Here is a 13,295-nt window from a genome sequence, read left to right as displayed (position 1 = left end):
CTTGTCCGTTTAGAACGGAGAAGTGAAAAATCGGCCCCCATTTCGGGAGCCGATTACGGCGTTGTAATGTTTGAAATTACTTGCGTCTGGTCCATTGGGACAGGCCCTTTAAAGGCATGTACGCCGGAAACGATCCGGCCAGTAAGCTGCTGCGAAATCATCTGATCCTCGAACGATTTGCGGTCCGTGATGACCCCGCTTTGATACAGAGACTCGGCCACTTGAGATGCACTCATCCCTTTGGAGATATACACGTAGGTTTCGCGGACAGGAGTGGCTGCTTGAGCCGGCTGTTTCGCCTTTTCTTCATTGACCTTTTGCTGAATAAGATTATCGGCTTCCGCCTGCGTATATACCTTCTGATCCTTCTCGAACACTTGAAAGTGTTTCGAAGCCGCGCTCTTAAGCTGCTCTTTATCCAGCTGTTGGACGGCGGTAGGAGCAGTCTCCGGTGCAGGGGCACTCTCCCTGCCATTAGAGGCGGCATTCATCAGCTGAAGAAGCGCGGCACCGATGATCAAACCGAAGCCTAGGCCATACATCAGGGACCGATTCTTAAGCATTGACCCTCTCCTCCTGCTTCGCCAGTTGTATGATTAAGCTCACTTCTCCTTTATTCATACCGAGCTTCTTGGCGATCATCTCTATCGACTTTCCTTGGTCGTACAGCTCGAATAAAGCTCCGTAGCGCTGCTTAATGCTCTCCGTAGCAGGCTCGGGCGTTACAGGGTTTTGTTCAACCTCCGTAATAACATCAATAGGTTGTGTTACTTGAGCAGCTACAGGAGCGGTAGCGGAGGTCAAAATAGCGCCCTTCTCCACTGCTGCTGTAAGCTTAGGCTGCTGCTCCAGGGCATACGACAGCCTGAGCAGCTCCTGCTGCTGATGTTGATTATGTTTCTCAAGCGCTTCTATCCTTGCAGTCAGTTTAGCCGTTTTAACAGCGTGCTCCTTCTTTGTTTCTGCAAACATGCCGATTAGAGCTTGATTCTGCTCTTCAAGCTCCGCGGCAAAATGCTCCATGGTTTCCTCCAGCTCCTTCATATTGACCCCCGGAGAGCCTTTATCACTTTTGGAGGACGGCTGCATTCTTGCATACACAATGAGCACCAGACCGACTAGAACAATCAAAACCCACGGTTGATCCATGTACCCACCTTTTCCGCAGCATATTTACAATGACAAATCAATGTGATGGCCCTTAAAGGGATGATCCTTAGCACGAGCCTGGCTTGGCTGCCCATTGGAGCCTGGCTCCTGCCTTTTCCGCTTTCGTTCCTTCGGGTGTCCGCCGGATTGCTTAGACTCATCCCGTATGAAAGCGTGTGCGGTTTCTTCCGTTTTCGAGCTGATCTGGCGGTCGTTCTCCGTTTTTCGTTCCGAAGCCTCCAGCAGGACGGCCTGGTCTTGAATCGGCTTATGCTGAAGCTGATGCTGCTTGAGACCGACCTCGTCGTTCTTATGCAGCGCAAACTGCATCTCGACCGGTTTCATGTTCATCCGAACACTCACCTCTCGCAATAATCTGAATGGATTATACTAGCGGAAGCATCGCAATATCTCCGTCGGAAAGCTGAAACTTCATGCGCGAGGTAGGATCCTTAATAAATTTGGTATAACGTCCGATGACGAGCTTAGTACCGCCATAGACAACAGATAAAACCTCAACCTTCGCGTTTTCGGAATCCTCCAGCGATTTCTCTATCTCCAGCATTCGTTCCTTCGAAGTAAGCAAATCCTCCATCGCCTGCTTCTTGGTGTGGTTCAGCTTAATCCTCATGCCTACCTTATCCGGTCCCAGCTGTCCTGCTGCGGCCAATTGGTCCAGCAGGGTCAATGCCTTCTCCGTTTTATCCAGGCTCTCATTCACCGCTTTTACATGGGAACGAAGCTGAAGCAGCTCGTTGCGCAGCTCTGGCAAAACGCCTACTTCGATCACGGTGATCGTGGACATCGTATTCCCGATCGTTCTCCCCTGTACAAACTCGCCCGCTTGTATCGTTCCCCCTACAATAAGGCCTTTCGTCCCTTTGCAAATCACTTGTTTACCGGCACGAATCGTAGAGTGCATAATGCTCTGGGAAACGAGCACCTCTTCCCCTGCTTCTACGGTGGCATCCTGGATAAAAGAGCTCTTGACCCGCTTACCGGCACGAATGACAGATTTGTTATGCCCCAGAATGCCTGCCGTAATCTCTATCGAGCCTCCCGCCTCCAAATCAGCCCCGTCAATACTGCCGGTAATCCGAATATCTCCAGATGCTTTCACTCGGAATCCGGTAAGCACGCTGCCGCGAATGACGACCGTCCCGACAAAATCAATATTCCCGATATTATAATCGACATCCCCGTTCACTTCGAAAATCGGGAAGACATTGATCTTATCGCGCTCCGTTTTGGTGACCATGCCGTCAATGGCGGCATATAACGAAATTTGCTCCACATCGATCACGACATTTTTGCCAAGCTTGAAACGTGCTTCCTTGCCATCCTTAGCAAACACCGTCTCCCCGGTAACCGCCTTGCCCGCTACTCCTTGCGTTGCAAGGACCCGTTGTCCGATAAGCTGGCCTTTGCGAACATTGTGAATCGTCGTAACTTCTTTATAATCTACCGTGCCGTCTTCAAGTTCTGTCGGGCGCTTGGTCTGATCGTCGAGATCGTACAAATATTTCACATAACCATCCTGCCCGTTCTTTGGCTCATCTCCGGAAGCAATTAATGTCTTGGTCAAAAAGTAAGCCTTCGGATCCTTGGCTATGGCCTCAAGCTTGACGTAATCTACACCATGAACGAGATGATGGCTTTTGATAAACTCATCCAGTTGTTCTTTGGATATCCTAAAGTTGTCATCGACATTCGTAAACTGCAGGTATGCGCTCAGCTTGTCTTCCGAGAGAACGATATCCATATAATATGTTAACGGCATCGTATGTTCACTCATATGCTACCCCCTATCCGCTTTAGGTCAGCTACTCTTGGAATAATTGCGTTTTGTACCGGCTTAATACACCTCTTAATCGTAGAATCGCCTTGGAATGCAATTGTGAGATTCGGGAAGGAGAGAGGTTCATGACCTCCGCGATTTCACTGAGCGAAAGCTCCTCGTAATAAAATAAGGAAACGACAGTTCTTTCCTTTTCCGTAAGACGTTCAATGGCTTTGGCGAGCGTTTCCTTTAAGTAAACCTCATTTACTTTATCTTCAGGATTCTTTGCTCTTTCATCTATTAATAACGAGAGTCGAGTCTCCGAATCTTCTTCGCGAATAGGATCATCAATAGAACAAACGGTAGTGATGGCGATGTCTTGCACCATCTGCTGAAATTCAGTTTCTGAAATATTAAGGTAAGAGCTCACTTCCGCGTCCGTGACAGAGCGTAAATATTGTTGTTCAAGCTTCTGATAGGCTTCTTCCACTTTTTTGGCTTTCTCGCGAACAGAGCGGGGGACCCAATCACCCTGGCGCAGGCCGTCGATAATGGCACCGCGAATGCGCCAGGAAGCATAGGTCTCAAACTGCAAACCGCGTTCATAATCGAATTTTTCAATGGCGTCAATCAGTCCCATGATTCCGAAGCTGGATAAATCGTCCTTAGACACGTTCTTGGGTAGACCTATGGAAAGACGGCCGGAGACGTAATCAACAAGCGGTAAATAACTCTCAATCAAGGCTTGCTTCGCTTCAAGGATGCCTTCTTCTCTCCATCGTTTCCACATATCGATGTTAGCTAAATGCGATTTCTGCCCCATCATGATCCCTCATCACCACCCTTACTCTTCTGACATGCGACGCAGAGCCTGCGCCAACTCTTCAGGTTCCATATTGGTCTTCGTAGAAAGCTTGGGAGGATTCAAAGGTGTAAATACACTTTCCTCCTGGTCTTTTGGGGAGGCTTGGTCCCGCAGCATCTGATGCAGCACCTCGTCTTCGTCCGGTGGCGTCACCGCATCGAAAGCCTTGCCCTTGTGCTGCTCATCCGGCTGCTCCTCGGCCCCTGCAGGGAGATGGCCCATTCCGGCAACCGTACCAAGCACGTAACGGCACAAGAATACAATCAGAAATACGATGATGAAACTGTATACGCTGCGCAGCAAAGTGGTCGTCCAAACATTGCTGGTCATGGAAAGCAAAAAGGTGAGAAAGAAAGCGACGGCGCCGACGATAAAGTTAATCCGAATTGATCCAATCATGGCTTACAGTTCCTTGACTCCCTGCTGCACGCTGCGAATGACAAGGATGCCGGTTTCACAATCGAATTCAATAGTTCTACCATAATTACCACCCGTATCTTCCGCTAAGATAGGAATTTTGTAGCTTAAAAGCAATTCTTTACAGGACTCCACATTCCTCGGCCCAATGCGCATCGTATCCGAACTCCCAAAGGCGAACATTTGTGCTCCGCCCGCCATTTTCGCCTGCATTCTGCTCACTTGTGCACCGAGAGCTTGCATCCGCTTGATCATTTCCGGTATCGCCGTATCCGCATATTTCGCTATATTCAGCTTGCCTTCCTTCGCAATTTCCGAGCTTGGCAGCATAACATGGGCCATCCCGGCAATTCTTGTCCTTGCATCATATAGTGTAAGACCGACACAAGAACCCAAACCTGTTGTTTTCAGCACCCCGGTCAAATGCGTCACATTCAGGTCAGCCATCCCTACCTTGATGAGATTGTCTTGTATCATGGAGTTTGCACTCCCAGAGCGACGAAAATCTTATCGAACGATTCCGGGTCGGGAATGAGGAAAAAGTGACCCTCGACCTGATCTAGTCCATCTAAAAACTTCGTGTCTATCAACAAGGCCTGATCTCCCATTTGACCGAATTGGAGGAGACCGTAGCTTAAGATCGCACCGGCCATATCAATGGCTAAGGCCGGTACGGTCGGTGACATGTTCAGATTCGTGAAATCCGCAAGCGACGTAAGATAGGAGCCCGCTAAAATATTTCCGATCTCGCTTAGCGCGGACAGCTCCATCTCCGTATATTCTTCGTCATGGACTACTTCAATTCCTACTAAGTTCCGCAGCAGTTTTTTGGAAGATTCCAGTGTAAGGATAAAAAACAGATTTCCCGGGGTCTCCCCTTCCACCCGCAGGAAGATAGCGATTACGACTTGCTCTGCACCGCCAACGCTATCTGCAATTTCCTCGAAGGGAACCATGCGCACTTTAGGAACCTGCATATCGACAGGCTTGTCAAGCAGCTTGGATAAGGCCGTTGCTGCATGACCGGCACCGATGTTGCCGACTTCCTTCAGCACATCCATTTGAAATTCGGCAAATTGGTTAAAGGCTTCCACGGCAGATTACTCCTCGATCGCTTCTAATTGGACGATTTCGCTCTTGTTCAACACTTCGGACAAATTCAGAAGAATGAGCAATCGATTGTCGCCTACCTTGGCGATGCCTTGCAGGTATTTGGCTTTGATGCCGCCGACAATTTCCGGCGGATCGTCGATATGGTCGGAGTCTACATCAATAACGTCATTAGCCGAATCTACGATTAAGCCCACCTCAATGTCACCGACGGAAACGATAATGATCCGTGTGTTATCCGTGTATTCGCCTTCCGGGAAGCCGAAGCGTCCGCGAAGATCGATGACGGGAGTGACCACACCCCGTAAATTGATAACGCCTTTGACGAAATCAGGTGTCTTCGGAACACGCGTCATCGGCTGCATACGCTCAATGGTTTTAACCTTTTCCACCTCTACGCCGTATTCCTCATGTGCTAAAGCAAAAACTATGACTTTGATTTCCTGTCCCATGCTCGTGACCTCCTTAAGGTATCGTTCTTCAGAGAACGTCGGCTTTATCACTTAATTAAGGCGTTCGTGTCGATGATTAATGCCACTTGCCCGTCCCCGAGAATCGTTGCCCCGGATACGGCGAATAAGTTGGTCAAATACTTGCCGAGCGATTTGAGGACGATTTCCTGTTGACCGATGAACTCGTCTACAATGAGCGCTGCCATCTTCTCGCCCTTACGGATCACGACGATTTGCGTCTCGTCGGACAATTCCTCCATCGCTCCTGGTACTTCGAACAACTGTGCAAGCGGCACTAAGGGGATCACGCTCTTACGGTAGTCAATCATGCGAATGCCGTGAACGTAACGGATTTGCTCTTTCTTGATCGCTGCCGTTTCCACAATCGAGGATAATGGAATCGCGTATTTCTCTCCTCCGACTCGAATCAGCATGGCCGCGATAATGGACAACGTCAGCGGTAGCTGAACGGAGAATTTACTGCCGAAACCAAGTTTGGACGATACATGAATGGCTCCGCCCAAGCTCTCAATCTTCGTCTTCACGACATCAAGTCCTACGCCGCGACCGGAAATATCCGAAATTTTATCAGCGGTACTAAAACCCGAAGCAAAGAGCAGCATATACACTTCCTCGTCTGTCATCCGCGCTGCTTGCTCTTGTGTGACAACACCTTTCTTAATGGCACCGGCCAGCACCTTGTCGCGGTTGACGCCGCGGCCGTCTTCCTCTACTTCGATGAATACGTGGTTGCCGCTGTGATACGCTCTCAGGTAGATTGTTCCTACCTCCGGCTTTCCGGCACTAATCCGATCGGCCGTCGGCTCAAGTCCATGGTCAACGGCATTACGCAGAAGATGTACGAGAGGATCTCCGATTTCATCAACGACCGTGCGGTCCAATTCGGTGTCGGCACCTGTAATCACCAAATCCACTTTCTTGTCCAGTGATTTCGCTACATCTCGAATCATCCTTGGGAAACGGTTGAATACGGTGTCGACTGGAACCATGCGAAGCTTCAATACAAGATTCTGAAGGTCGCTGCTCACTCGCGCCATGTGCTCAACCGTTTCGGTCAGATCATTTTTCTTGATTTCACTTGCCAATTGCTCTAGTCGAACCCGGTCGATCAACAGCTCGCTGAACAGGTTCATTAAAGTGTCCAAGCGCTCGATATCGACGCGAATGGTCCGATTGGCTACCGGGGCATTCCCTTGCGCCGCCGGCTTCTTGGCCGGCTCAGCCTTCTGGTCAGCCGGTGCTCCTGCGACAGGAGCAGTCGTTGCCGCTGCAGCCGGTTCAGGTACAGGAGGATTCATCAGCTCTTCCAGCTTAACCTGATCGAGCACTATGACATCAACCTTCTCGATCTCCGATACACTGCTTAACTGCTTGTGGAGATCTTCCTGACCGATTTGCGAAATGTAAAATACGGAGAAGGAGCGGTCAAAACGTTCCTGCTCAATATCTTCTACGGAAGGATTGGATTTGATGACTTCTCCGTTTTGCTCAAGCACGTTAAATACCATATAAGCACGTGCTGCCTTCAGTACGCAATCCTCACGCACGGCTACCTTAATTTGAAATACGGGAATTCCTGCTTCTATCGATTGCTGAATGATCGAATGCTGGAATTCATCAAGCTCAGCGGCTGCCGACGCAGCAGAATTTGAAGCGGCTGGTGCTGCAGCGGGTGCCCCGCCCCCTTTTAAGTAGTCGCCGGTTACGATTGACTTCAGGGCAGCGACGATACCCGTCACGTCCGCTTTTCCTGTGCCGCCTTGGATAATATCCTCCACCATGGTTTCCAAGGAATCCAAGCTCTTGAAGATGCAATCGAAAATAAATGCATCCATTTTCAGCTTCAGGTTTCGGACCAAATCCAATACGTTTTCCATCTCATGCGTTAAGGAGGCAATGTCCTCAAAGCCCATCGTGGCGGACATTCCCTTCAACGTATGTGCAGAACGGAAAATATTGTGTACGATGCTGACATCTTCGGAATTTGTTTCCAAGCTGAGTAAGTTATCGTTTATCGCCTGTAGATGCTCTCTTGATTCATCAATAAACATCGAGAGATACTGATTCATTTCCATAACCACACCTCCATCAATTTACGTCCGTATATGTATCCCAGAAGTATTTCCTACGATTGGAATACAGCTGTTGCAAGCTTTCGTGCAATACTTTGCTGGGGCACTATGTCCGTTACGCACTGTAGTTCGACTGCCGCCCTCGGCATGCCGTATACAATGCAGGTTTCTTCGGACTCGGCAATTGTGGTCAAGGCTCCCGATTGTTTTAATGCGAGCATCCCTTTGGCACCGTCCGATCCCATGCCGGTCATAATGACAATGTGTCTTTTTAACTCCTTTAACGGTAGCAGCGACTCGAACATGACATCAACGGAAGGGCGATGTCCGCCGCGGGGCTGTTCATGCGATAAATGAATCTTGTACTGCGGTCCGCTGCGTGCCACCGTAAGGTGATAGCCGCCGGGCGCCACATAAGCCGTGCTGCTCTCCAGCCTCATTCCCTCCTCCGCCTCCACCACTCTGATCTGAGAAACGGAATCAAGACGTTGAGCCAGTGACTTTGTAAATCCAGGAGGCATGTGCTGTACAATGACGATAGGAGCAGGAAATCCGCTTGGCAGCTCCGACAGCACCTTATGGAGCGCTCTCGGCCCCCCGGTAGAGGTGCCGATCGCGACCAAATGCTCGAATCGCGTCAGATCATTACTCGCCGTTCCGTGCTGATTCACAGTCTGTTTTGCTAACGTCGGCGTTGTCAGCTTGTTCTTGAGGCTTAATGGAAAAACAGGATCGGCAAATTTTTTTACATTGGATTTGACGGCTGCTCTCAGTTTTTCAAGTAGCAAATCCTTAACTTTGTGAAGATCAAGCGAAATGGATCCGGAAGGCTTGCCTACAAAATCAAAGGCTCCCCACTCCAATGCTTTAATCGTTTCGGCGGCGCCTTCCTGCGTTAAGCTGCTGAGCATAATCACCGGTGTGGGCTGCTCCCGCATAACGATTCGAAGCGCCTCCAACCCGTTCATTTCGGGCATTTCAATGTCCATTGTGACGGCGCGCGGTCGGTGCTTCTTAATGAGCTCTACCGCTTCCTTACCGTTCTTTGCGGTTGCCACTACACGAAACTCAGGATCACTTGTAATAAAGTCGGAAATCATTTTCCGCATAAAAACCGAATCATCAACGACCAGTACGTCATATGCCGGCATTCAGGTCCCCCCTCTTTGGTTGTTATAAGCCACTTGCTGGTTAGAGGATGGCACGTTTATTGCTTTAACATTTTTAACATTTTATTGATAAAGCCTTTCATCGCTCCTGCACCTGCATCTTGCTCTGTCCTCGGCTGATTGGCAAGAAAATCATCTACCAGCTCACTAATGCCGCGCGATGCATCGCTATTAGGAAAGGCTACGGTAAACGGAATTTGCTTCTTGACGGCTTTGGATACGCTGCTGTCATCCGGCACATAGCCAAGCGCCGGAATGTCCAGCTGTAAAAATTGTTTGGCAACCAGGCTGATTTTGTCCGCCGTCTGCTTTCCTTCCTTGCCATCCGTAACCCGGTTTACCACAAGCTTAAAGGGGATCTTGTAGTTCATCGAATTGACCATTTTAATGATGGCATAAGCATCGGTAATCGAAGTCGGCTCCGGCGTAGTAACGACGATCGTCTCTTCCGCCGCAATTATAAATTTCAATGTCTCTTTGGATAAGCCGGCTCCTGTGTCAAATATAATAAAATCGACAAGGCCGTTTAATTGATTGACTTGCTCTGCAAAGTAGTCAAGCTGCTCTTCAGTAAGACGTATCAAGTCATTGAAGCCTGATCCTCCAGCAATAAATTGCAAACCGTTTGGACCGGTATGGATAATTTCGGAGATCGACTTTTCTTTTTTGAGCAAATGATACAAATTGTACTTCGCTGTAACCCCCATCAATACATCGATGTTTGCCAAACCGATATCGGCATCGAATACGAGCACCTTATAGCCTTTTTTTTGAAGCGTCAGAGCAAAATTCAATGTAAAATTCGATTTCCCTACCCCGCCCTTGCCGCTGGTAACCGTAATAATCCGGGTTGATTTCGATCGTAGCTCCTGCTGATGCTGTATCAGATTCCGTAATCCTTGTGCTTGGTCATTCATGCTTGTAGTCCTCCAGAATCAGATCGATGATATGCTTTTCGTCCAGTTCTACGATGTCATCCGGCACGCTCTGTCCGTTGGTCATATAGGATAGCTGAAGCTGAAATTCATGGATTAGATTGACAATCGGTCCGAAGGAATCCGTTTCATCCATCTTGGTAAACAATACCTTGTCCAGCTTAAATTTGCTGAAATTTTCCGTAATAGCCTTCATATCCTTATACTTCGTCGTTAAACTCAATACAAGGAAGGTTTCACTTTGCCCCCGCGACTGCAGCAGGGCATTCAGCTCGGAAACGTACATTTCATTGCGGAAATTACGTCCGGCCGTGTCCATAAAGATGATGTCGCGATCCTTCAGCTGCTCGAATGCTTTGTTCAAATCGAGCGGAGAAAAAACGACTTCTAGAGGAACATTCAAAATGGTCGCGTACGTTTTGAGCTGCTCGACTGCAGCAATTCGATACGTATCGGAAGTGATAAACCCTACCTTCCGTCCATACTTCAATACTTGCTCGGCCGCGAGCTTAGCGATTGTAGTGGTTTTACCGACACCGGTCGGACCGACGAAATGTGCGATTTGAGTGTGCGGAGAAATCGGCTTGCTTTGGCTCGGCACAAGGATCTCCAGAAGCTGCTTCTTCAAGGACGCGATAGCTGCTTCCTTGGTAAGAGAGGTACCCTCTGACTCCACTTCCTCCTGGACACGTGCAATGAGCCTCTGTATAAGCAGCGGTTCCAGCTCCTGATCGATTAGCCGCTGTTCCAGTTCCAACAGAAGTGGATCCAGCTCCGGTTGTTGAAGGCTCATCTTAGAAAGCTTATGCATCATTTCCTTCATCTGTTTTAACTCTTCGAGCAGGGCATCCTCTCGAGGCTTCACAGCCGTTGGTGCCTGTTTCACCATGGTTGGGATCGAGACCTGAGTACTGCCTGTCGAAGCCGTTGGAAACACGTCGGGTACTTCAGGAAAAGAAAGTGACGCCCTCTCCTCCTGCAGCATGGATGCGAATGCAGGTTTGCTTGATGACTGCACCGGCGGAATGATCGGGTTCTGCATCTGGGCCTGTTGAGGTTGCTTTCCTGTCCCGATAGGCGATGGAACTCCAGCTCCACCGACGGCAGCCGCCGTATCTGTCGCAGCAATTACCTCAATTTTTTTCTTCGAAAACAACCCGAGAAAACCGCCGGAACGAATTTCCTTAGTATTCAAAATGACCGCGTCTTTGCCAAGGTCCGTACGTATTTTCTGTAAGGCATCCGGCATGGAATCTACTACATAGCGCTTTACTCTCATAGATTAACAACTCCCATGCTTTGAATTTCCACATTTGGTTCAAGCTCGCTGTAAGACAATACCGGAATGTCCTGCATGGTTCGTTCCAAAAGCTGCCGCAAGTACATGCGAATTGTAGGAGAGGTCAGAACAATCGGCTGCTGTCCCGACTGCAACAGCTTCGTCACTTGGTCGCTAATCTTTTGGTAAATTACTTGAGTTGATGTAGGGTCGAGCGCCAAATAGCTGCCTTGATCCGATTGCTGCACCGATTCCGCGATTCTCTTCTCTAACGACGGCCCGACGGTAATCACCTTAAGGGAATCTCCCCCGGTTGCATATTGCTGGGTAATTTGTCTGGATAAGGCCTGTCTCACGTACTCTGTCAAAATTTCAGGATCCTTCGTATAGCCTCCGTAGTCAGCCAAGGTTTCCATGATCGTTACCAAATCGCGTACGGAAATTTTCTCGCGAAGCAGCTTAACCAATACCTTTTGCACATCCCCAAGGGACAAGACTCCTGGTATCAGCTCGTCCACCAATGCCGGATAATTCTCCTTCACATTCTCCACTAGAGCCTTCGTTTCCTGTCTTCCTAAGAGCTCATGGGCATGCTTCTTTATGATTTCCGTCATATGGGTGGCAACCACCGAAGGCGGATCCACTACCGTATACCCGGAGAGCTCCGCACGTTCCTTCGTCTGTTCGTCAATCCAGATCGCAGGGAGTCCGAAGGCAGGCTCCAAGGTCTCGATACCGGAAATCGAATCATCATCGATGCCGGGACTCATTGCCAAGTAATGTCCTAGAAGGAGCTCGCCTCGTGCAACGGTATTCCCTTTAATTTTCATCACATATTCATTAGGACGAAGCTGGATATTATCGCGAATGCGGATGACCGGCACGACAATCCCCAGTTCAAGGGCACATTGTCTTCGAATAAGAATAATCCGGTCTAGCAAATCCCCGCCCTGCTGCGTATCCGCAAGTGGAATCAAACCATAACCAAATTCAAACTCGATAGGATCCACCTGGAGAAGACTGATAACACTTTCCGGACTGCGTACTTCCTCGATTTGCTGCTCTTCTTCAAGCTGAACTTCCGCTGCCTGCTGTTTGACTTGATTTTGCTGCATCTTATAACCGCCAAAAGCGATTAATAGCGCAATCGGAAACGTAGTATAAAAGTGAATAGGTGTAAAAATGCCGAGTCCTGTTATCGTAGCGGCTACAATATAAAGCAGCTTTGGATAATTGAAAAGCTGCGCCGTCAGATCTTGAGCGAGGTTACCGTCCGAAGCGGCTCGGGTAACAATAATACCGGAAGCGGTTGAAATCAGCAGTGCCGGGATTTGGCTAACCAAGCCGTCACCGATCGTCATGATCGAGTACAGCTCCCCTGCTTCCGCGAACGATTTGCCTTTCATCGCCACCCCGATAATCAAGCCGCCGATGATATTGATGATAAGCATGATGATGCCGGCGATGGCATCCCCTTTCACGAATTTACTCGCACCGTCCATGGCGCCATAGAAATCCGCTTCACGAGATATTTTTTCGCGGCGCTCTCTTGCTTGATGCTCATTAATCATACCTGCGTTCAAATCGGCGTCGATACTCATCTGTTTACCCGGCATCGCATCGAGTGTGAATCGTGCGGCGACCTCGGCAACGCGCTCGGAACCTTTGGTTATTACGATAAACTGCACCAAGACAAGGATGATAAAGACGACGAAGCCGACTACGATATTGCCTTGGGCAACGAAGGAACCAAAGGTTGCGACCACATTACCGGCATCCCCGTTGGCCAAAATATTTCGGGTTGTCGAAACGTTGAGAGCCAACCGAAACAAGGTGGTGATGAGGAGCAATGATGGAAAAATAGAGAACTGCAAAGCATCTGTTGTATTCATTGCAATCAAAATAATAACGAGAGCAAAAGCAATATTAATGATGAGCAGGACATCAAGCAACATCAGCGGGAGCGGCACAACCATCATCAAGACGATCCCAATCACGCCGACTAATACCACTAAATCCTTTAGTTTCATTGCCAGATGCCCTCCC

At 49.0% G+C, this 13,295-nt stretch carries 14 protein-coding genes; all 14 read right to left on the bottom strand.

The features are described from left to right. Positions 1–53: 53 nt before the first annotated feature. Genes QMO62_RS05230 through flhA form a run of 14 tightly spaced genes read right to left on the bottom strand, consistent with a single transcriptional unit; the run spans position 54 to position 13,279 of the window. Entirely contained in the window at positions 54–563 is a 510-nt protein-coding gene (locus QMO62_RS05230; RefSeq protein WP_284639092.1) for a hypothetical protein, read from the bottom strand. Then, on the bottom strand, positions 556–1,149 hold the full coding sequence (locus QMO62_RS05225) for a hypothetical protein (protein WP_284639091.1): 594 nt from the start codon (positions 1,147–1,149) through the stop codon (positions 556–558). The genes QMO62_RS05230 and QMO62_RS05225 overlap by 8 nt, the downstream gene beginning before the upstream one ends. A gap of 24 nt (positions 1,150–1,173) precedes the next feature. Then, positions 1,174–1,500: a hypothetical protein gene (locus QMO62_RS05220; RefSeq protein ID WP_284639089.1), complete on the bottom strand. Its 327-nt coding sequence runs from the start codon at positions 1,498–1,500 to the stop codon at positions 1,174–1,176. A 34-nt stretch (positions 1,501–1,534) separates the two neighbouring features. Further along, complete coding sequence (locus tag QMO62_RS05215; protein WP_284639087.1) at positions 1,535–2,944, bottom strand: flagellar assembly protein A; 1,410 nt, start codon at positions 2,942–2,944, stop codon at positions 1,535–1,537. Between the two features lie 28 nt (positions 2,945–2,972). Then, positions 2,973–3,755, bottom strand: a complete 783-nt coding sequence (locus QMO62_RS05210; RefSeq protein WP_284639086.1) for a FliA/WhiG family RNA polymerase sigma factor — start codon at positions 3,753–3,755, stop codon at positions 2,973–2,975. Positions 3,756–3,773: 18 nt separating this feature from the next. After that, complete coding sequence (locus QMO62_RS05205; protein WP_284639084.1) at positions 3,774–4,193, bottom strand: hypothetical protein; 420 nt, start codon at positions 4,191–4,193, stop codon at positions 3,774–3,776. Between the two features lie 3 nt (positions 4,194–4,196). After that, a complete protein-coding gene (locus tag QMO62_RS05200; RefSeq protein WP_284639083.1) occupies positions 4,197–4,688 on the bottom strand; it encodes a chemotaxis protein CheD in 492 nt (163 codons plus the stop codon). Further along, entirely contained in the window at positions 4,685–5,272 is a 588-nt protein-coding gene (locus QMO62_RS05195) for a chemotaxis protein CheC (RefSeq protein ID WP_372516707.1), read from the bottom strand. Before QMO62_RS05195 ends, QMO62_RS05200 begins: the two co-directional genes overlap by 4 nt. 39 nt (positions 5,273–5,311) lie before the next feature. Continuing rightward, the gene (locus tag QMO62_RS05190; RefSeq protein ID WP_284639081.1) at positions 5,312–5,773 is read right to left on the bottom strand and encodes a chemotaxis protein CheW; all 462 of its coding nucleotides are present in this window, start codon (positions 5,771–5,773) and stop codon (positions 5,312–5,314) included. A gap of 47 nt (positions 5,774–5,820) precedes the next feature. After that, positions 5,821–7,869, bottom strand: coding sequence for a chemotaxis protein CheA (locus QMO62_RS05185; RefSeq protein ID WP_284639080.1), 2,049 nt, complete (start codon positions 7,867–7,869; stop codon positions 5,821–5,823). A gap of 50 nt (positions 7,870–7,919) precedes the next feature. After that, on the bottom strand, positions 7,920–9,017 hold the full coding sequence (locus QMO62_RS05180; RefSeq protein ID WP_284639078.1) for a protein-glutamate methylesterase/protein-glutamine glutaminase: 1,098 nt from the start codon (positions 9,015–9,017) through the stop codon (positions 7,920–7,922). Positions 9,018–9,073: 56 nt separating this feature from the next. Then, complete coding sequence (locus tag QMO62_RS05175) at positions 9,074–9,952, bottom strand: MinD/ParA family protein (RefSeq protein WP_284639076.1); 879 nt, start codon at positions 9,950–9,952, stop codon at positions 9,074–9,076. After that, the gene (flhF, locus tag QMO62_RS05170; RefSeq protein WP_284639074.1) at positions 9,945–11,249 is read right to left on the bottom strand and encodes a flagellar biosynthesis GTPase FlhF; all 1,305 of its coding nucleotides are present in this window, start codon (positions 11,247–11,249) and stop codon (positions 9,945–9,947) included. The genes QMO62_RS05175 and flhF overlap by 8 nt, the downstream gene beginning before the upstream one ends. Continuing rightward, positions 11,246–13,279: a flagellar biosynthesis protein FlhA gene (gene flhA, locus QMO62_RS05165; protein WP_284639072.1), complete on the bottom strand. Its 2,034-nt coding sequence runs from the start codon at positions 13,277–13,279 to the stop codon at positions 11,246–11,248. Before flhA ends, flhF begins: the two co-directional genes overlap by 4 nt. Between the last annotated feature and the right edge of the window lie 16 nt (positions 13,280–13,295).

Source organism: Paenibacillus silviterrae (genome assembly GCF_030167925.1).
In the GTDB taxonomy this organism is placed as follows: Bacteria; Bacillota; Bacilli; order Paenibacillales; family NBRC-103111; genus Paenibacillus_G; species Paenibacillus_G silviterrae.
The sequence above is the reverse complement of the archived record's forward strand: the minus strand, read 5'-3'. Positions and strand labels throughout refer to the sequence as shown.